This window comes from candidate division KSB1 bacterium (assembly GCA_034506335.1).
In the GTDB taxonomy this organism is placed as follows: domain Bacteria; phylum Zhuqueibacterota; class Zhuqueibacteria; order JANLFK01; family Oleimicrobiaceae; genus Oleimicrobium.
This window is the reverse complement of record JAPDPR010000010.1, coordinates 1-18,811: the sequence shown is the minus strand read 5'-3', so window position 1 is coordinate 18,811 and position 18,811 is coordinate 1. Positions and strand designations below refer to the sequence as shown.

17 protein-coding genes are annotated in these 18,811 nt (G+C 60.4%); 12 read left to right on the top strand and 5 right to left on the bottom strand.

The window, feature by feature from the left end:
- Positions 1-6: 6 nt before the first annotated feature.
- The 4 genes from lepA to ONB25_05040 form a co-directional block, all read right to left on the bottom strand.
- Complete coding sequence (lepA, locus tag ONB25_05055; protein MDZ7392260.1) at positions 7-1,800, bottom strand: translation elongation factor 4; 1,794 nt, start codon at positions 1,798-1,800, stop codon at positions 7-9.
- Between the two features lie 679 nt (positions 1,801-2,479).
- Positions 2,480-5,011: a DEAD/DEAH box helicase gene (locus ONB25_05050; GenBank protein MDZ7392259.1), complete on the bottom strand. Its 2,532-nt coding sequence runs from the start codon at positions 5,009-5,011 to the stop codon at positions 2,480-2,482.
- Between the two features lie 53 nt (positions 5,012-5,064).
- Complete coding sequence (locus ONB25_05045) at positions 5,065-6,024, bottom strand: MBL fold metallo-hydrolase (GenBank protein MDZ7392258.1); 960 nt, start codon at positions 6,022-6,024, stop codon at positions 5,065-5,067.
- Positions 6,025-6,367: 343 nt separating this feature from the next.
- The gene (locus tag ONB25_05040) at positions 6,368-7,426 is read right to left on the bottom strand and encodes a glycoside hydrolase family 5 protein (GenBank protein MDZ7392257.1); all 1,059 of its coding nucleotides are present in this window, start codon (positions 7,424-7,426) and stop codon (positions 6,368-6,370) included.
- A 301-nt stretch (positions 7,427-7,727) separates the two neighbouring features.
- On the opposite strand from ONB25_05040, the gene glmM reads away from it, so the two are divergent.
- The 8 genes from glmM to ONB25_05000 all read left to right on the top strand — a co-directional run bounded on the left by glmM (position 7,728) and on the right by ONB25_05000 (position 14,625).
- Positions 7,728-9,092, top strand: coding sequence for a phosphoglucosamine mutase (gene glmM / locus ONB25_05035; protein ID MDZ7392256.1), 1,365 nt, complete (start codon positions 7,728-7,730; stop codon positions 9,090-9,092).
- Between the two features lie 212 nt (positions 9,093-9,304).
- Positions 9,305-9,952, top strand: coding sequence for a deoxyribose-phosphate aldolase (gene deoC, locus ONB25_05030; protein ID MDZ7392255.1), 648 nt, complete (start codon positions 9,305-9,307; stop codon positions 9,950-9,952).
- A 4-nt stretch (positions 9,953-9,956) separates the two neighbouring features.
- Positions 9,957-11,348, top strand: coding sequence for a thymidine phosphorylase (locus ONB25_05025; GenBank protein MDZ7392254.1), 1,392 nt, complete (start codon positions 9,957-9,959; stop codon positions 11,346-11,348).
- 179 nt (positions 11,349-11,527) lie between these two features.
- Entirely contained in the window at positions 11,528-11,824 is a 297-nt protein-coding gene (locus ONB25_05020; protein ID MDZ7392253.1) for a hypothetical protein, read from the top strand.
- Positions 11,821-11,952 carry a hypothetical protein gene (locus ONB25_05015; GenBank protein MDZ7392252.1) on the top strand — a complete coding sequence of 44 codons (132 nt, stop codon included), beginning with the start codon at positions 11,821-11,823 and terminating at the stop codon, positions 11,950-11,952. The genes ONB25_05020 and ONB25_05015 overlap by 4 nt, the downstream gene beginning before the upstream one ends.
- The gene (locus ONB25_05010; GenBank protein MDZ7392251.1) at positions 11,945-12,073 is read left to right on the top strand and encodes a hypothetical protein; all 129 of its coding nucleotides are present in this window, start codon (positions 11,945-11,947) and stop codon (positions 12,071-12,073) included. The genes ONB25_05015 and ONB25_05010 overlap by 8 nt, the downstream gene beginning before the upstream one ends.
- Positions 12,074-12,114: 41 nt before the next feature.
- Entirely contained in the window at positions 12,115-14,040 is a 1,926-nt protein-coding gene (locus tag ONB25_05005; protein MDZ7392250.1) for a sodium:solute symporter, read from the top strand.
- 30 nt (positions 14,041-14,070) lie between these two features.
- Positions 14,071-14,625 carry a GNAT family N-acetyltransferase gene (locus tag ONB25_05000; protein ID MDZ7392249.1) on the top strand — a complete coding sequence of 185 codons (555 nt, stop codon included), beginning with the start codon at positions 14,071-14,073 and terminating at the stop codon, positions 14,623-14,625.
- 228 nt (positions 14,626-14,853) lie between these two features.
- On the opposite strand, the gene ONB25_04995 is transcribed toward ONB25_05000, so the two are convergent.
- Entirely contained in the window at positions 14,854-15,030 is a 177-nt protein-coding gene (locus ONB25_04995) for a hypothetical protein (GenBank protein MDZ7392248.1), read from the bottom strand.
- 163 nt (positions 15,031-15,193) lie between these two features.
- Between ONB25_04995 and ONB25_04990 the strand changes: the two genes are divergently transcribed.
- From ONB25_04990 to ONB25_04975, 4 genes are all read left to right on the top strand, one after another.
- Positions 15,194-15,394, top strand: coding sequence for a hypothetical protein (locus tag ONB25_04990; protein MDZ7392247.1), 201 nt, complete (start codon positions 15,194-15,196; stop codon positions 15,392-15,394).
- Positions 15,391-15,579 carry a hypothetical protein gene (locus tag ONB25_04985; protein MDZ7392246.1) on the top strand — a complete coding sequence of 63 codons (189 nt, stop codon included), beginning with the start codon at positions 15,391-15,393 and terminating at the stop codon, positions 15,577-15,579. Before ONB25_04990 ends, ONB25_04985 begins: the two co-directional genes overlap by 4 nt.
- A 301-nt stretch (positions 15,580-15,880) precedes the next feature.
- Positions 15,881-17,860 (top strand): Na+:solute symporter, encoded by a 1,980-nt coding sequence (locus tag ONB25_04980; protein ID MDZ7392245.1) that lies wholly within the window; start codon positions 15,881-15,883, stop codon positions 17,858-17,860.
- Between the two features lie 42 nt (positions 17,861-17,902).
- The coding region (locus tag ONB25_04975) for an aminotransferase class V-fold PLP-dependent enzyme (GenBank protein ID MDZ7392244.1) at positions 17,903-18,811 on the top strand (909 nt) is incomplete at its 3' end.

The window sequence follows — 18,811 nt, the reverse complement described above, 5'->3', positions numbered from 1 at the left end:
CTTTATTCAGACTTTGAGCACTGCGAGGAATGCCTCCTGCGGGACCTCCACCCGTCCCAGCTGGCGCATGCGCTTCTTGCCTTCCTTTTGTTTTTCCAGAAGCTTACGCTTCCTAGTAATGTCGCCTCCGTAGCATTTGGCGGTGACGTTTTTCCGCAGCGGGCTGATGCTAGCGCGGGCGATCACCCTGCTGCCAATGGCCGCCTGGATCACGATCTGGAAAAGTTGCCTGGGGATTAGCTCCCGCAGCTTTTCGCACACCCGCCTGCCCCAGTCGTAAGCTTTGTCCCGGTGCACCACCACCGACAGCGCGTCGACCACTTCTCCGTTCAGGAGCACATCCAATTTGACCAAATCGCCTGGCTTATAGTCCAAGAACTCATAGTCGAACGATGCGTAGCCCCGCGAGACCGATTTCAGGCGATCGTAAAAGTCGAAAATGACCTCAGCCAAGGGAAACTCGTAGTGCAGGTGGGCACGAGTGGGGTCAAGGTACTCGGTGGTGATGAATACCCCACGGCGCTCCTGGGCCAATTTCATGATGCTGCCGATGTATTCGGCCGGCGTGAGAATATGTGCAGCAATGTAGGGCTCCTCTATTAGGGCGATATCGCCGGCTGGGGGCATCTGCGCAGGGTTCTCGACCCAGACCGTCTCTCCCTTCTTCGTGGTCACCCGGAACTTGACATTGGGGACGGTGGTGATGAGATTGAGGTTGTACTCCCGTTCCAGGCGTTCCTGCACAATTTCCATGTGCAAAAGGCCCAGGAACCCACAGCGGAAGCCGAAACCCAGCGCGGCGGATGTTTCCGGTTCCCAATAGAGCGAGCTGTCATTAAGGCTAAGGCGCTCCAGCGCCTTGCGCAATTCGTCATAACTCTCGGCCACCGCCGGGTACAGCCCGCTGAAGACCATGGGTTTGACTTCCTTGAACCCGGGCAGAGGCGCGCTGGCAGGCCGCGCAGCATCGGTGATCGTGTCCCCCACCTTGGTGTCGCGCACCTCCTTGATGCCGGCAATCACATAACCTACTTCTCCGGCAGAGAGTTTGGGACGCTTTATCTGCCGTAGCTGGAGAATACCCACTTCCTCAACCTCGAACTCTTTTCCCGAGGAGAAGAGCCTAATGTGCGACCCGGTGACGACCTCGCCATTGACTACTCGCACGTAGGCGACTGCGCCACGGTAGCTATTGAACATCGAATCAAAGATCAGGGCTTGCAGTGGGGCGGAGCTGTCCCCTTTCGGGGGAGGAATGCGGGCAACTATGGCCTCCAACACTTCCTCCACGCCCAGTCCGAGCTTCGCACTGACCAAGAGGATCTCCTCTTCGGCAATCCCAAGAATTTCCACCACCTGGCGCTTGACGAGCTCCACCTGCGCATTCTTCAGGTCCACCTTGTTGATCACCGGGATGATGGTGAGGTCATTCTCCAAGGCCAGGTAGAGGTTACTGATGGTCTGCGCCTCCACCCCCTGGGCGGCGTCCACGACAAGGATGGCCCCCTCACACGCAGCCAAGCTCCGCGACACCTCGTAGGAAAAGTCCACATGGCCGGGCGTATCAATGAGGTTGAGCGTGTACTGCTGCCCATCGCGGGCGGTGTAGGCCATTGTCACCGCGTGCGACTTGATGGTGATGCCCCGCTCGCGTTCCAAATCCATGTTGTCCAACACCTGGTCGACCATCTCCTCTTTGCTCAGTGTCCCGGTGAGCTCTAAGAGCCGGTCAGCCAGGGTCGACTTGCCATGGTCGATGTGGGCGATGATGCAAAAGTTGCGAATCTTATCGCTGATCATTCACGCTCCGCCGGAAAAATGACGCGTCAAATTTATGAAATAACACGCAGGAAATCAACCACATTGTGGAGGACGCACGTCTAGGCGGAGATGACAGGAGGTCGGGGGCCATACAGCGGTGGATTGTAGAAAAGCGCGGGGCCTAGGCAGGGTAGCGACGAGTGTTTCGGCGTTGCGTCACGGAGCATTGGCGTGGTCCACCGTGCTAGAAAAGGGGTGCAAGGGGTCCCTGCCAGAGAGAACCTTGCTTTGCGCACGAGCCCTGAAGGATGGAGAGGGACTACCTGGGCAAGAGTGCTTTTCGAGAGTGCACCAAGTCTCGCGCGCTCAAACGTCAAACGTGCAGGCCGGTGGGCAGGTCGTCCGCTTCCCATCGCAGGGCGGAGTCGTCAGGCCCAGAGGTGCCAAGATGGTCGCCAGGCCGCTCCCATGGGCATCGAATACGTCTAACTTGATATAGGCAGGCGGACGAGCATTGAGATGCGGCTGTTGTGTGGCGCCCCCGGTAAGGTCTGTGGATCGGAGCCGGTGTCCGTGGGCAGCGCATCGAGCTGAGTCGCAATGGTGCCGGTGAAGGTGCGGTCGGCGAGCTCGTAAATCGCCGCTGCGGCGGTCAATCGCGTGGCCAGAGGAGAGGGGGGTGGCGTCCGCCCGAGGAAAATGCCTCTGTGCGAGAGCTTCAGGTTCGCCTGGTTCGGGCGAAGAATTCCCGGAGTGCCGCGAACACCTCCTCGGTGGTGCCCGTGACAAGCTGACACTTGGGCAAAGAACCTAAGAACACGCTGCCGTAGCTTTTCAGGACCACACGCCTGTCGAAAATCAACACGCAGCCGCGGTCCGTCTTGCGCCGAATCAGGCGCCCGAACCCCTGCTTGAACTTGAGCGTAGCCCACGGGACCGTGTACTCCGTAAACGGATTCCCACCTCGATTCTTGATGGCCTCAAGGCGCGCCTCCACTAGCGGCTCGGTGGGAACCTGAAAGGGCAGCTTGGTAATGATCACCGACTCCAGGGCCTCACCTTCGACATCCACGCCTTGCCAGAAGCTGTCGGTGCCAAAGAGCACCGAGGTAGTATCCCTGCGGAAGCGCTCCAGCAGGCGGTGCCGGTCATCCGTTCCCTGCTTCAAGGCGACGATCCCATGTTCCATCAGCAAGGGGTCGAGCTCGCGGTGAATCTTGTTCAGAAGCCCGTAAGAAGTGAAGAGCACAAACGCCCGCCCTTCGGAGATGAGCAGGGCCTGAAAGACGAGCTCGCTGAGTACCGCTGCGAACTGGTGGTCCCTGGGATCTGGGATATCCAAGGGGACCCCGACAATGACTTGCCGCTCAAAGTCAAAAGGCGCCGGGAGTATCACCTCATGCCGTTTCCGGACTAGGCCTGCCCCGGTGCGTTCATTGAGAAAGTCAAAAGTCCCGGCTACAGTTAGGGTGGCTGAGGTCATGACCACGGTCTGGAAGCGATCGAACACGGCGGTGCGCATCATGGGGCCAATCTCGATCGGGGCGCTCAGGAGTCGGACAATGTTCTCACGCTGGCCTGCCTTGACCTCGATCCAACGCGTATTCTCGTCGTCTGTGCCGAAGAGGATGTCTTCGACAGTATCTGCCGCCGCCTCAAGCCGTTCGCCTGCGGCTCGCAGTTCGATGAGAAGGGAAGAGAAGTCCTGTTCCGCGTACCTGGCAATGCGTTCCAACGTCCGCAGGAGGCCTGCCACCTTGGCTGCGAACTGGCGAAGGCCCGAGCACAGGGCGCGCACTTTTTCCTCTGGTTCACCGGCTAGAAGTTCGCGCTGGGCAAACGGGGTAAGCCGCAGTTTTGCTTCCCCTTCCTGTTCCTCGGCGCGTGCCCGCACAGCCTGGTAAAGCAACTCCATGGTGGCGCTGTTCTCCTCGAGGAGCTGGTCCACCAGCGGCACAAGCGTGCGCTCGATGAGGCTTGTCGCCTCCCAGAGAAGTTCTATGGGGAGGACGTCGCTGTGGGTGTGCACCTTGGCCCCTGCCAAGTGGAGCAAGCCTTTGTTGCCGTCCTTTGCGGGGCGGTGGAAACGGCGCAGCAGGCGCGCCAGTCCGGCGCGGGTGATGCGGCTCCCGAAGTAGCTGCTGGCCACCTCCTCGATGTTGTGCGCCTCATCAAAAATTATGTGGCGATAGGGCGGGAGCACGGCAGCCTCACCGGCGGTACCCAACTGCTCGCGAACGGCGAGGTCTGCAAAGAGGAGGTGGTGGTTGGCAACAAGAATGTGCGCCTTGGCCGCCTCTCGGCGTGCGCGATTGACAAAGCATTGGGCAAAGTGCGGACACTTGGCGCGCGCGCAGGTGTCGCTCTCCGAGGCAATTGCCTCCCAGGTCTCCGCGCGCGGCATGAAGGGAAGGTCCGAACGGCTGCCGTCCTTAGTCACCTTTGCCCAGGCCAGCAGCGCCTGGAGCTCAGCGGTGTTTTCCTCGTCCACAAGCAGCTCGGGTTCACGCTCCAACTCGCTCACTTTGCGCAGGCAGGCGTAATTGCCCCGCCCCTTGACCAGGACAGCGCTGAAATCCTCCTTGAGGACTTGATGGAGAAAGGGGATGTCCTTCTTGACGATCTGTTCTTGCAGGTTGATGGTGTGGGTGGAGACCACGCATCGCTGCTTGTTGCGCACGCTCCAAAAGATGGCGGGCAGAAGATAGGCCAGCGTTTTGCCAGTGCCTGTTCCGGCTTCGATGACCGCCAGTCTGTGCTCATTGAACGCCCGGCACACGGCTTCGATCATCTCCACCTGCTGAGGGCGGTCCTCGTAGCCTTTCAGCTTTCTGGAGATCGGCCCACCGGGCCGGATGAGGGCCGCGAGCTCCTCCGGGTCCAAGGGGAGCTCTCTCTCCACGGGGCTCGGCTCGACAACAACGTAGATGTCATCCACGTCGTTGTTCACGATGTAGAATGCCACGCCGAGCTGTCCCACATGGGAAGCCACAGCTAAATCTGCCTCGGAGGGGGTGAGTGGACCATGGGGATGGTTGTGGATGACCGCGTCGCCGGGATTGACGGCGCGTGTCACTGCTGGTACGGCTTCCTGGTTGCCGCGTGCCAGCACCTTTATCGTGCGCACCGCGCCGTCGTCGTCAGTGTGCCCAACAAAAAAGACCTCGTTGCCTCCCGCCTCGGCTATGGCCTGCCGCATCGCCACCGCCGCCTCCTCGGCGATGTAGTCTGCCACCTCGACCATCGGCATGGCTTTACCCCTTACCTGGCGGCTGTGATCGGCATGGTGCGCGCATCGTCAAGCTACAACAGTGAAAGCTGGCCCCCTTCAGCCAGGGCTTGGGCAGGGAATCCTGCGGCGCGCAAATGGTGCGGAAAATCGGAAAAACCGTGCGTGGTGAATACCTGTTTCGGTCCCACGGCCCGCACGAATTGGATGAGTTCGTCGAAATCAGCGTGGTCACTGAAAGGGAGCGCCTCGTCGGCACCATAGCGGTATTTTGCCGTTGGGTCGGCTGCCCATCCTGACAGCAACAGGGTGCGTAGGCGCGGGATGGCGCGCACCGAACGATAGCGCAGAGCCTGCGGTGGGATGACCAGCACCTCCCCGCGCGGCGTGTCATAGTTCCAGGGGCCACAATTTGGGAACTCGATGCCAAAGTCCTGGTAGATCAGGGCTAACTCCCACATCGCCGGCCAGACTGTGACCCTAAACCCTCGGTCGCCTAGGAGCTTCATGGCCTCTTGACCTTTGCCCAAGGAGTAGGCCAGAATTGCTGGCACCGAACCCCAGAGCAGCGTCTCCTCCACAAAGTGCACCAGCCCCTCGATAAGCGTGTCGCGATCTACAAACCGGTACTCCGGTCGGCCAAAGGTGCACTCCATGATGAGCACATCCGCCTGTGGGATCTCGATCGCTTCTGCCGTCGCACTTGCCCGCAGCTTAAAGTCGCCAGTGTAGAGCAAGCTGACCCCATCGCGCTCGACTCTGATCATGGAGGAACCGAGGATGTGACCCGAAGGAAAAAGCTCGATGGTGAATCCGTCCAACTCGAAAGGCTGACGGTATTCCACGGGCGTTGCCTTCACCTTGTGTTGGCGCTGCTGAAAAAAGCGAATAGTGGGCGGGGTTGCGATAATGTGGTGGTGAGCCTTTAGGTGGTCGGCATGGCCATGTGAAACGTAAGAAAAAGCAACCTTGTGTTCCGCATCCAGCCAAAGCTCAGAACCCGAAAGCCGAATACCGCGGTCATAGGTGAACAAGAGGCACATCCTCCACAAGACTAACAACAGCGCGCCAAGCAGAGTGAAAATACTGCTCGCATTTCTGCTACCCAAAGAAATATAGCGAAGGGGGCCGACAAAACAAAAGGGTTTTTCCTCCGCTGCTCCATGGCGGGAATAGGCCGGTCGGTGCCGTAGTGACGGCCATCGCGATCTATTCCGGCGGGGCATGGGGCAACCTGTGAGCGGAAAGAGCGGGGCCGAGGCAGGAGTGGAGGGACAAGAGTAACCCAGAGTGACAATCAAGCGCTACTGGGTTCCCGCTCCCCCGCCTTGAACGTTCCTGGGCACAGGTCAGGACAGCGATGTTCCGGCTTGAGGCTCACGGTATGAGGGCGCGCAATAGAGGGTACAGCCAGTCCCCAGCGTTGCGGTCGTAAAGGCCAAACCCGGCGCAGAATTCCCAGTAACACCAACTCATGCCGTACTTCTCGGCTTGTCGCGCCACAAAAGCAGTCCATAATGCCCGCGAATTCATGTCCGCCTTGCTATATGCCCCGAACTCGCCCAGGAAAAGCGGCCGATTCTGCTGCTCGGCCCAGAGCTTTGCGCGGACGAACTCCAGTTCGATGGCATTCTTCTGTTGGGGCGTCCCGCTCCAGGTGGTGCCCAGCCATGCTTGGCTCCCTTCGACCCACTCAGCCCCCTGATGGGTGAACTGGAAGGGATTGTAGTAATGAACGGTCACGATGAGACCGCGCTCCCCTTCGGGCAAGCGCAACGATTCCAGCGCGCTCATGGCGTTCCAGTTGCACGGGCCGACGATGAGGATGCGATAGGGATTTGAGCTGCGCACAACCTGGATGCCTTCCACCAGCATTGCGTTCCACGTCTCCGGGGAAAGGTTGCCGCTCGGTTCGTTGAGGAGCTCAAAGAAAAGCTCTGCCGGATAGTCTCGGAAATGGCGGGCAATCTGATCCCACATGGCGAGAAAACGCTGTCTGTGTCCTGCTGGGTCCTGCATGATTTCTTCGTAGTGGTGCATGTTGAGGACCACAGCAAGTCCGCGCTGCAATGCTTGCCTCACCGCCCATTCCACGCGGTCGAAAAAATCCTTGTCGATGGTGAACGGCGCGGTGGCCTTGGCGTGCGCGGACCAGCGGGTGGGAATCCTCACCGCAGTGAACCCCGCCTCTTTGATGAGCTGGAAATACCGTTCTTCCAGGACCACTCCCCAGTCGCCTTCCCGGGGTGCTTCCAAGGCGTTGCCCAGGTTGACGCCCTTCGCCAGAAGCGTGTTCTGCACGAACGGGTCAAGGGCGCTTTGCGGAGGTGAAAATGGCGCCTCGGCCTGCAGGGGCGTCTTGTCCCTGCTGCACGCCAGGGTTGACACAAGGATGAGCACGAGAAACACGGGGCTACGAAAAGTTGCCTTTCGCATCTCTATCCTCCCCTAAGAGAGTAACGTGCGCATGTTAAGCGCCTGGCAGAACGCTGTTGCCGCACCGAGGGGCCTGCCACATGCACCGGCCTGTCTCGGGCCTTCCGCCGGTCACTGTGGACTTGTCGCCGAACGCAATTTAGCAGGCAGAAGGCACAATGTCAAGAGAAACGTTTGGAGTCCCGACTCCTTGCCCGCGGTATGACAGCTGGAGGGGCAAAAATCCGTTGCGTTTTCAGGTCAAATTGCTTATCTTGAATGCCCAGAAATGGAATGTGTCGTACGGGAGGAGAGAGTCACAGTGAGCAGTGAGCGGCTAATGGTGTCGGTTTCCGGCATCCGAGGCACGGTGGGAGGAAGCCTGACGCCGGAGGTGGTGCTTCGCTATGCCCAGGCCTATGGTACCACGGTCGGCGAGGGGGCGATTGTGGTGGGCAGGGACTCGCGCGTGACTGGCGAGATGGTCATGCATGGGGTCTTCGCTGGATTGTTGTCCGTCGGGCGCGACGTGATCGACCTTGGGGTAGTGCCTACGCCTACCACGCAATTGGCAGTGGAAAAGTTGCGTGCTCGTGGCGGCATCGTCATCACCGCAAGTCACAATCCGATTCAGTGGAATGCGTTGAAGCTCTTGGCCGAGGACGGCCTCTTCCTTGGGCCGGACCAGGGAGAGGTGGTCAACAGGCTCGCGCGCGAGGCAAAGTTCCCTTTAGTGCCCTGGGACCGCGTGGGCAAGGTCCGGCGCTATGAGCGGGCTGTGGCAGACCACCTTGAGGCCATCGAACGACTCTCGGTCCTTGACGTGCCTGCCATCCGCAGGAGGCGGTTCAAGGTGGTGGTGGATTGCTGCCATGGCGCGGGCGGGGTCATCCTGCCCCAACTGTGCGCGCACTTGGGGTGCGAGGCCCACTTTCTCTATGAAGAACCCAACGGGCTCTTTCCCCGCAATCCAGAGCCGCGACCCGAGCACCTGGGCGAGCTGTGCCAGGCGGTGAAAAGCCTGGGGGCGGACATCGGCTTCGCTGTGGACCCTGATGTGGACAGGCTGGCCATCGTTTCCGAACGGGGTGAGCCTTTGGGCGAGGACTATACGCTGGTGCTGGCGGTCAAGCTCATCCTCAGCAAGCGGACCGGCAAGGTGGTGGTAAACGCCTCTACGACGCGAGCCATTGACGACGTTGCCGCGGCTCACGGCGCCGAAGTGGTGCGCGCGAAGGTCGGCGAGATCAACGTGGCGCTCAAGGCGCGAGAGGTGGGTGCGGTCATTGCCGGCGAAGGGAACGGCGGGGTGATGCTGCCAGAGCTTCACCTGGGCCGGGACGCGCCGGTGGGCATTGCGCTGACGCTCCAGCACCTGGTGGAGTTCGGTGGCACAATCTCCGCACTTAACGCGACACTGCCGCAGTACGTGATGGTCAAGGATAGGGTCGAACTGCCTGGCAGTGCCAATCCGGCGCCCATTGTCCAGCGGCTTGCCGCCGAGCGCCGGGATGAACGCCTTGATCTGTTGGATGGGGTGAAGATCCTGTATGACCGCGCCTGGGTGCACGTGCGTCCCTCCAACACCGAGCCCATTATCCGCATCATCGCCGAGGCCCCCAGCGCCGCTCAGGCCCAGGAACTGGTGGACTCGCTGAAGCATGATCTCATGCGCATAGCTGGGTGAGGGGACTCATGAAGAGCGGACAGGACAACATCGAGCGCCTGGCTGGGCGCCTTGTCGGCGATATTGGGTCCTCGTGCAGCCAGCTGAACACCGGTACATGCACGAACTGCCAGCACTGCAGCGTGCGCAATCCGACCGCTGTAGAGTCAATCGTGCGCAGTGGGGCGGAGCGCATCGGGGCGAGCTTGGGCGTGGGGCGTCCTGCTGCGGAGTTGGCAAAGCTCATTGACCATACCTTGCTCAAGCCTGAGGCCACCAAGGAGCAGATCGTACGTCTGTGCCAGGAGGCGGTCCAGTATGGTTTTGCCAGTGTGTGCGTGAATCCCTGCTGGGTCCGACTCTGCGCCGAGGCGGTGCGGGGTTCGGGCGTGCTAGTCTGCTCGGTCGTGGGGTTCCCGCTGGGCGCCCATACGATGGTCACAAAGGCTCTGGAGGCAGCGCACGCAGTACGCGATGGCGCCCAGGAAGTGGACATGGTCATCAACATCGGCATGCTCAAGTCTGGTGAGCACCGTTACGTGGAGGCGGACATCCGTGGCGTGGTGCGGGCTGCAAGCCCGGCGCGGGTGAAGGTGATCATAGAGGCCTGCCTTCTCACAGATCAGGAGAAGATCTATGCCTGCCTTTTGGCGCAAAGGGCAGGGGCGCATTTTGTCAAGACGTCGACGGGGTTCAGCACCGGCGGCGCTACAGCTGCCGACGTGGCTCTGATGCGGCGGGTGGTGGGCACGAGCATGGGCGTAAAAGCGGCAGGCGGTATCCGCGATTTGGCAACCGCCCAGACAATGGTGGCCGCTGGAGCCGACCGCATCGGCGCCAGCGCCAGCGTCAGCATCGTGAGCGGCCAGAAAACCTCCTAACCCCATGACTGCCCGAGACATCATCAGCCGCAAACGCGACGGGCACCGCTTGACGCGCGAAGAGATCGACTACTTCGTGCGTGGCTACGTCAAGGGAAGGATCCCCGACTACCAGATGGCAGCCCTGCTCATGGCCATCTTTCTGCGCGGCATGGACACCGCAGAGACCTCCTGGCTTACCGAAGTCATGCTCCTGTCCGGAGAGACCCTCGACTTTAGCGACGTGCCGGGGCCCAAGGTCGACAAGCACAGCACTGGCGGGGTGGGAGATAAGGTGTCGCTCGTGCTCGCCCCCTGGGTTGCGGCTACGGGCGTGAATGTGCCGATGATTTCAGGGCGCGGCCTTGGTCATACCGGCGGCACCCTGGACAAACTTGAGGCAATCCCCGGATTTCGCACCGACTTTGAGCCGGAAGAACTAAGGAGTCTACTCCGCGAGGTGGGGGTGTTTATTGCCGGCCAGACCGCCCGCCTGGTTCCTGCAGACCGGAAGATCTATGCCCTACGCGATGCCACTGGCACCGTGGAGTCTGTGCCCTTGGTGACGGCCAGTATCCTCAGCAAAAAGCTAGCGGAAGGGATCGATAGCCTGGTGCTGGACGTGAAGACGGGCGGCGGGGCATTCTTCCAGCAGCCTGAGCAGGCAGAAGAGCTGGCGCGCACCTTGGTCTCAACAGCACAGGCGCGCGGCTTGCGGACAATCGCCCTGCTGACAAGCATGGAACAGCCCTTGGGGACGATGGTGGGACCTTGGTTGGAAGTCAAGGAGGCGGTCCACTGCCTGCGGGGCACAGGCGAGAACGATATCATGGAGGTCACCACCGCACTGGGCGCGTTGATGTTGCTCTCGGCAGGCCAGGCTCGCTCGTTCGAACAGGCCCAGCAGATTCTGCAGGACGCCCTTGCCACTGGCGCTGCCTACGAGAAATTTCGGCAGATGGTGGCTGCGCAAGGCGGGGAGCTGGCGGTGATCGACAACGTGGACTCTTATCCTGAACCGCGCTTTCAGGCGGACGTGCACAGTCTCCGCGAGGGATTTGTTATCGGCATCGATGCGCGCGCAATCGGCAGGGCCGTCTGTCTTCTGGGCGGCGGCCGCCAAGTCGTAGAAGACGCCATCGACCACCAGGCAGGGGCTGTGCTGCACAAGAAGATAGGAGACCCGGTAAGGGTGGGTGATGTCCTGGCATCGCTCCATTCCAACAGGAGCGCGGTGCTGGATGAGGCGGCGCGGTTGGTTCTGGATGCCTACTGTGTTGCTGCCGAGCCCGTTCCGCCTCTGCCACTGATTTTCAAGGTCATCGATGCAGGCGGAAGCCATGCATGGCCCCTGGAAGGCTATCGGTTTCCACATGAAGAGAGCGCGCGACACGAGGCAGCCCCTCCGGGAGGGTGAGAGAGGGAATACCCACACTCGCGCGGCTTTGGGGCGGTTTCTCAATCGGCTCGAACACAGGCAGGGGGCAGAGAAGGGCATTCAAAGCCCGCACGTTGTCTGCAATGGTCGGTGTGCGGGCACCCGTTTTGTTTTCTCCAGCAAGGCGTGGTGAAAACTGGACGTAGGAAGGAGGAACTATGCCACTGATACGACGCAGGTGGGCGCCGCGGGAGGCGGACGAATGGAGCAGAGAGGACTGGTTTGCCATACTGTTGTCCGCGCTGGCCTATGTTTCGCTTGTCTGTGGGCTGGCCGGGAGTTTCTTGCTGCTCCCGTGGGGTTTTGTGCTCCTGGCGGCTGGGGTTGTTTTTACCGCACTGATGTACCTGATTATCGATCCGAAACTCCGCGTGATTTCCACCGAATACGAGAAAAAGCAGAAAGAACATCTCACGCAACTGGAGCGCATTCAGCGCTGGGAGGAGTCGGCATGAACAAGGGCCTGGCGGTGGTGATCGGCATGACCATTGCGTATGGGGCGTCGCTGGTGGGGATGGTATTCGCCTACCTCTACTACCGCAAGTACCGGCGACAGCAAGAGGGAGGGTCTGGCAATGAGTGAGTTCCTGCAACCTGTGCGCATTGGCAGCCCCATCTTGGGCGCGGTGCTTCCTGCGGCGGTCTTTGCCGTATCCTTTGTGCTTACCTATCTTCTCATCAGGCGCTTCATGAAGGGTTTGTAAGGTGTGGTGCGCGTGCGACTGATGCGTTGGGAGGCACGATTATGACAACAACCTTCGCTTTCTTAGACTGGCTGTGGCTTGTGTTGTTCACGCTCTTAATGGTGATCTGTGGCGTTTTCTTCTATCGTCTGGGTAAGCGTTCGCAGTCGGACTTTTTCCTGGCTGGACGGGGCTTGCCGTGGTGGCTTCCGGCCTCCTCGGTCTACGCCACGCACACCGCCACCGACACGCCCATATGGGTGACGGGCGTGATCTACAAGTACGGGTTGGCAGGGCTGTGGTACACCTTCTTCTGCGCCTGGGCCGCGGTGAGCTCGTTTGTCTCCACAAGGATCTTCCGCCGCTCGTTGGCTTACAGTCAAGCGGAGTGGCAGAGCCTGCGCTTTAGTGGCCTGGGCAGTGAAATGCTGCGTGGGTGGGTGGCAGGATGGCAGGTTTTCATGAACATGTTCATCCTGGGGTGGGTCGGGATCGCCATGGGTAAGCTGTGCAACGTCTTCTTTGGCTGGCCGTTGTGGGTGGGGCTGGTTACCTTTTCCTCAATCTGCGTGATCTATGTGCTGGCCGCCGGCTATTGGGGCGTGGTCATGGCCGATTTTCAGCAGGGTGTCATTGCCTTCATCATGATCACCCTGGTGTCGGCATGGGGAGTGGTAGCTGCGGGCGGGCCACGCGGCATCGTCAGCAGGCTGAGCGCGATGAACAGCAGCTGCGCCTGGACTCTCCCGGAGGTCAAGGCTCCTATGGCCATGGGGACGGTGCGCATCACCGATCCGGCAACTGGCGAGGTGCTGGCCAGCAGTGAGGAGCCCTTCGTGGTAGCACCGGCAACGAGCAGTGGAACAAAGGCTTTCCAGCAACGAGCGAAGGAGGCACTTTATGCAAGGGGCAAGCCAGGGCAGGTGCTCTTTCCGGCGCGGAGTGACACATTGCAGGCGGGCGGAACCTACACGATAGTGTGGGTGCCGGAAAAAGACCGTCGCCTCGTGAAAGTGGAGGTATCCTTGGATGGAGGGACCACTTGGCAGGTAGTGGAGCGCAGCCATTACCAGGGGCAGCGCTGGCGCCTCAACCCTGTGAGCTTCACCGGGTTTTTCCGCGGTCAGTTCCCAGTGGCATGGTTTGTGACCATGCTCGTGGTGGCTCTGCTGGGCGGCTTTGGCATGGGCACCAGCATCGATTGGTATACCGAGGCCCAGCGCATCCAGTCTGCACGAACCGTGCGCGATGCCTCCTACTGCATCTGGGCCGGTACCCTTGCTGGCCTGGTGCGGAATGCCATGTGGGCAGTCGCGATCCTCGGCTTCTTCGTGCTCTTTCCGCACATCGCCACGCAGAAGGAGTATGAGATGGGATGGTACGTCATCGGGTTCAAGTACCTCCCCGTGGGAATGGTGGGCTTTTTCTTCGCCGGCATCCTTGCAATTCATCTTTCGACCATTTCCACCCATCTGAACCTGGGCGCCATGTATGCGACGCGCGACTTTTATCACCACTACGTGAACCCGCAGGCCAGCGAGCAGCGCCTCGTGTGGGTGGGCAGAATCGCCACGCTGGTGGTCCTGGGCGGCTCGTTCGTATTCGGCCTGATCATCGGCGAAGAGATCACCGCCTGGCTCATCTTTGCCCTCTGGATCATGGCCGCAGGGGTGTGGTTGCCCAACATCCTGCAGGTGATCTGGTGGCGCTTCAACGCGTGGGGCTACCTGAGCGCCTGGGCCGCTAATCTGGGCTTGAGCTGGCTGGTGGTGTGGGTGCTGCCCCGATTTGGCCTCATACCCGAGCTGCCCGACTACTTGCAGTTCTGGTCCCTGATTGTGCTCAACGCCATCATCTATGTGCCAATCACGTTGCTGACCAAGCCGGAGGACATGGACCACCTGGTGAAGTACTACGTCATGTCCAGGCCCATCGGCTTCTGGGGGCCGGTCCGGCGCGAGGCAATACGCCGCGGTCTGCTTAGGTGATGGTTTACTCTCTACCGAGGTGAAGAAAGGATGCAGCCGCCTCTCTTCTTGAACGGGAGCCTCATCCATCTCCGGCCGGTGGACTTGGACGCAGACCTGGAGATGTTTTATCGTGGGGAGAACGATCCGCTCGTACGGGATGCGCTCTTCCTTGCCTTTCCGGTGACACGCCAGGCACTGCGTTCCAGGCTCACGCAGCAGCTGGAGAGCCGTGAGGCAATCTTGTTCACCATCTGCACCAACGAAACGGGACGCGCAGTCGGGGTGACTGCGTTTTTCCGCATTGATTACGTGAGCAGGGCCGCGGTGTTCTACCTGGCACTTTTGGACTCCGAGGCGTGGGGCAAAGGGTATGGCGGAGAGGCCACGCGGCTCATGGTCGACTATGCCTTCGCCACCCTGAACTTGAATCGCATCCAGCTGCATGTATGCGCGGAGAATACCCCGGCGATTCGCATCTATGAGAAGGCGGGGTTCGTCAAGGAGGGGGTATTGCGCCAGGCCATGTATCGCCGGGGTGGCTACGTGGACTTTTGGGTGATGGGGATTCTGAGGGAGGATTGGGAAAGGAATAAGGCGGTATAGTCAGACGAACGGGGGTTACTTCGTCTCTGTTGCTCTGATTCTATTGTTGCAGCCCTGGCTGGGCTGAGAAGGTGAGCAAGGGCACATTCGTTGCAGTTAGTGGACATTTTTTGCATATTGTTACGATGGAATTCGCCAAGATTGGTAGAAATTGTGGGTGAGGAGCCGGTGTTTGAGAGTGCGCTCCTCCTGGCCGGAGACGTGGACACTCGCCAGGTGCACCGGCAGTTATGCCTGTGGGCGAAGGAGGGTCGCCTGTACCAGCTGCGGCGTGGCCTGGACGCATTGGCGCCACCTTTCCGGAAGGTCAGGCCGCATCCCTTCCTCATCGCCAATCGGCTGGTGCGCGGCTTGTACGTCGGTTGCCAGTCCGCACTCGCCCATTGCGGACTCATCCGCGAGCATGTGCCGCTCCTGGTCAGCGTCACTACGGCTGGCCCTGGCCGCTGGGACACGCCGCTAGGCGCCTTCGAGTTTCGCCATATCAGGACCGATTGGCTGCACGGCTATCGGCAAGGTGGACCTTGGGGGTGGTCAAAAGGCATTCCTGGCCACGCCGGAGAAGGCCTTGCTGGATTGGATTTACCTCCACCCTGGTGCCGATTCGCCGACCTACCTCAGCGAACTCCGCCTCCAACATCTGGAGAGGCTCGAGCTGGACAAGCTCCTGGGCCTGGCTGAGGGCAGTGGTCGTCCCAAGTTGAAGCGGGCGGCTGGGGCTGTGACGGAACTGGCGCGTGCCGAAGCGCAGGAGGACGAGACCCCATGAAGGAGTATCTGGCTGAGCTGGTCCGCTCCAGCTTCACGCCGGCCCAGGATCGCAACGTGGTGCGCGACAATCTGCAGGCGCGCCTTCTCGGCGCGCTGCAACGCGCTGGCGCCATGATCCCGCTTGCCTTTCACGGCGGCACGGCTTTGCACTTTCTATCCTCCGCTCCATCCATTGCGAAGTGACCCGGGAGGGTTATGCAATACGATCCAAGGCAAGCGAGGAGTTTGGGTGCAGCGCTATCCTTCCGCCTCTTTGCAGTTCTTTAAGAATTTGGCCGTCGGCTTCCGGTTCGTAGGACGGCTGTACCCGCTGCCTCGAGGGTTCTGAGGGCGAATCCGCCTGGCCCGGGAGTCACATCTGGACTAGACAAGTCACGTAAATCTCGCGCAATGCCTCTCGACGGCAGTATCGCGAGCGCGCGCAGCACCGTGGCGACTAGGGATGGCAGTTCTTGTCTCGGGCAGAGAAAAGTGGGAGAGAAGCATGACTGAACAAACTGCCGAAGCATTGCAAATGACCACACGCTTTTCCTTTGCCAGGCAGCTCACTCTCCTGGATTGGGCGATCATTGCGGCATTCCTGGCCTTTTCCGTGCTCATCGGCGTGTATTTTTCTCGGCGGGGCACGCGCAGCATGGCCGACTACTTCGCCTCGGGGCAAGGGGTCCCCTGGTGGCTGCTGGGCACCTCAATGGTGGCTACCACATTTGCGGCAGATACCCCCCTGGCCATCAGCGGCCTGGTAGTCAAGCAGGGCATCTGGGGTAACTGGTTCTGGTGGTCGCAGGTGCCCATGTTTGTGATCGGCGTCTTTTTCTTCTCCCGCCTCTGGCGCCGTGCGCGCATCATAACGGACACGGAACTGGTCACCCTGCGTTACTCCGGCAAGCCGGCCCGCATCCTCCGCGGCTTCCGCGCCCTCTACTTCGCCCTGCCCTACAACTGCCTGATCATGGGGTGGGTGAACTTGTCCATGACCAAGATCATGGGCCTGACCTTCAGCATCCCGAAAAACATCGCTGTCCCGGCCTGCATCCTGATCACCATGGCCTATTCGGCCGTCTCGGGCCTCTGGGGCGTGCTGGTGACAGACTTTTTCCAGTTCTTCTTGGCCATGGGCATGACCATCTTTCTGGCTATCTACGCCGTGGGTCACGCGGGCGGAATGGGCGCGTTGCTCGGAGAGCTGCCTCGGCTGTACGGTCCGCAGAAGGCAGCATCCATGTTGAGCGTGGTGCCTTCAACTGCCAGCGGTCAGGAGTTTTCTATTTTTCTGCTCTACATTCTCCTGCTGTGGTGGACGGTAGGGAACACGGATGGCGGGGCCTACTTTGCCCAGCGCATGATCTCGGCAAAAAACGAGCGGCATGCTTTTCTGGGGTATCTGTGGTTCAATATCGCTCATTTCTGCCTCCGCCCCTGGCCATGGATCGTGGTCGGCATTGTTGCGGCGGTCCGCTTTCCGGGCATCATCAATCCTCACACCAACGCCCCAGACCCCGAGGTGGGGTATATCGCGGTGATGCTGGATCTGTTGCGTCCCGGGCTGCTGGGGTTGATGTTGGCTTCATTCTTGGCCGCCTTCATGTCTACCATCGCCACGCAGATCAATTGGGGCGCGTCCTATTTGGTCAATGACTTTTACCGCCCATTCGTCCGGCCGCACGCCTCCGAGCGCCACTATGTGGTGGTGGGGATAGTGGCTACTGCACTCATGGCGATTCTCGGCGGTGCAGTGACCTTCTTAATGAACGACATCTTCAAAGCCTGGCTGCTGTTTTCCGCCATTGTGGCGGGCATTGGTATCGTGTACATCTGTCGCTGGTACTGGTGGCGCGTCAACGCCTGGTCGGAGATGTCCGCCATTGTGAGCATTCTGGCGGTGGTAGCAATTGTGTTGTTTGTTCCGAACGCGGGCACGGTGCGCCTCCTGCTCCAGGGGTTGAGTGGTCTCGCGTTGGCTGGGCTGGCGTGGTATGTGCTCTCCAGACCCAAGGAAGCGGCCGATAATTGGGGAGGCGTGGTGGCCGCACTGCTCTCAGGTCTTCTCGCCCTGTGGGTAGTAGGCAAGGTTACCTTGCCGCAACGGCAATTCCCTTGGACGCTCCTTTACACGGTGCCCATTTCTCTGGTCGTTTGGCTCACGAGCACGCTGCTCACCAAGCCGGTGGACATGGCAAATCTTATGGAATTCTACCGGCGAGTACATCCGGGCGGGCCAGGGTGGCGGAAGGTTGCTGCTCTTCTTCCCCAGGTGAACCAAGGGGACAGTCTCTACCATCGGCGCAACGTATTCGGCGCCTTGCTGGGGATCGTGGCCGTTTATTCTGCCCTTATTGGCATCGGTAAACTTGTGTTAGGTCAAGTGCTGGCCGGAGTTGTGCTGCTCATAGTCACTGGGCTCAGTTTCTGGGGCGTGGCGCGACTTTTGGCGCGCGAGACATGGAAAGCACCAGCACAATAACCGCATGAGGTTCCGGTGCCGACTCTTTCGGAGGGAATCGCTATGTATACACGACGCGAGTTCTTGGGGGCGATCACTGTGCCCGCAGCGGCGGCGGTGGTCGGCTTGGACCCGTTGGGTGTAAGGCGTGCCCTGACGGCCCTGGCTGGCTATACCGGCACTCCTCAAGAAGCTGCAGAGGATGAGGCCCTCTGGTTCGAGGTGCAGCAGGCCTTCGCCGTGGACCGCACCATCATCAACTTGAACAATGGTGCGGTATCGCCCTCACCGGCGCCCGTCCTCGAAGCCCTCCATCGGCACTGGGATTTCGGCAACAAGGCGCCGTGTTACACGATGTGGCAGGTGCTGGAGCCGCAGCGCGAATCGGTGAGGCGCCAAATCGCCGCGGCCTTCGGCTGTGATGCGGAAGAGATCGCGCTGACAAGGAATGCGTCTGAGGGGCTGGAGATATGCCAGTTTGGACTGGACCTCCGACGAGGGGATGAGGTGCTCACCACCAACCAGGACTACCCCCGCATGATCACGACCTGGAGACAACGCGAGAGGCGCGAAGGAATCGTCTTGCGCCAGTTTTCCCTTCCGGTGCCTGCGGAGGACCCGGATCAGATCGTCAGCCTTTTTGCCCAGCATATCACGGCGAAGACAAGGGCGATCCTTATCTGCCACGTGATCAATCTCACAGGGCAAATCCTCCCTGTGAAGGCCATCGTGCAGATGGCCCGCGGCAAGGGGATACCGGTGATTGTCGATGGTGCGCACGCCTTTGCCCACCTCCATTTCAGCCATGCGGACCTGGACTGCGACTTTTATGCTACCAGCCTGCACAAGTGGCTTTGTGCACCGCATGGCACCGGGTTTCTCTACGTCCGCAAGGACAGGATCCGGGAGTTGTGGCCGTTGATGGCCGCGCCTGCGGAGATGGACGACAACATCCGCAAGTTCGAGGAGATC

Excerpts from the sequence above, each read along its gene's own strand:
- ONB25_05040 (MDZ7392257.1), bottom strand. The coding sequence starts at position 7,426 with ATGCGAAAGGCAACTTTTCGTAGCCCCGTGTTTCTCGTGCTCATCCTT.
- ONB25_04985 (MDZ7392246.1), top strand. The coding sequence starts at position 15,391 with ATGAAGGAGTATCTGGCTGAGCTGGTCCGCTCCAGCTTCACGCCGGCC.
- ONB25_05015 (MDZ7392252.1), top strand. The coding sequence starts at position 11,821 with ATGAACAAGGGCCTGGCGGTGGTGATCGGCATGACCATTGCGTATGGG.
- ONB25_05005 (MDZ7392250.1), top strand. The coding sequence starts at position 12,115 with ATGACAACAACCTTCGCTTTCTTAGACTGGCTGTGGCTTGTGTTGTTC.
- lepA (MDZ7392260.1), bottom strand. The coding sequence starts at position 1,800 with ATGATCAGCGATAAGATTCGCAACTTTTGCATCATCGCCCACATCGAC.
- ONB25_05050 (MDZ7392259.1), bottom strand. The coding sequence starts at position 5,011 with ATGCCGATGGTCGAGGTGGCAGACTACATCGCCGAGGAGGCGGCGGTG.
- ONB25_04995 (MDZ7392248.1), bottom strand. The coding sequence starts at position 15,030 with ATGCTCGCGGATGAGTCCGCAATGGGCGAGTGCGGACTGGCAACCGAC.
- ONB25_05025 (MDZ7392254.1), top strand. The coding sequence starts at position 9,957 with ATGACTGCCCGAGACATCATCAGCCGCAAACGCGACGGGCACCGCTTG.
- ONB25_05010 (MDZ7392251.1), top strand. The coding sequence starts at position 11,945 with ATGAGTGAGTTCCTGCAACCTGTGCGCATTGGCAGCCCCATCTTGGGC.
- ONB25_05020 (MDZ7392253.1), top strand. The coding sequence starts at position 11,528 with ATGCCACTGATACGACGCAGGTGGGCGCCGCGGGAGGCGGACGAATGG.
- ONB25_05000 (MDZ7392249.1), top strand. The coding sequence starts at position 14,071 with ATGCAGCCGCCTCTCTTCTTGAACGGGAGCCTCATCCATCTCCGGCCG.
- ONB25_04980 (MDZ7392245.1), top strand. The coding sequence starts at position 15,881 with ATGACTGAACAAACTGCCGAAGCATTGCAAATGACCACACGCTTTTCC.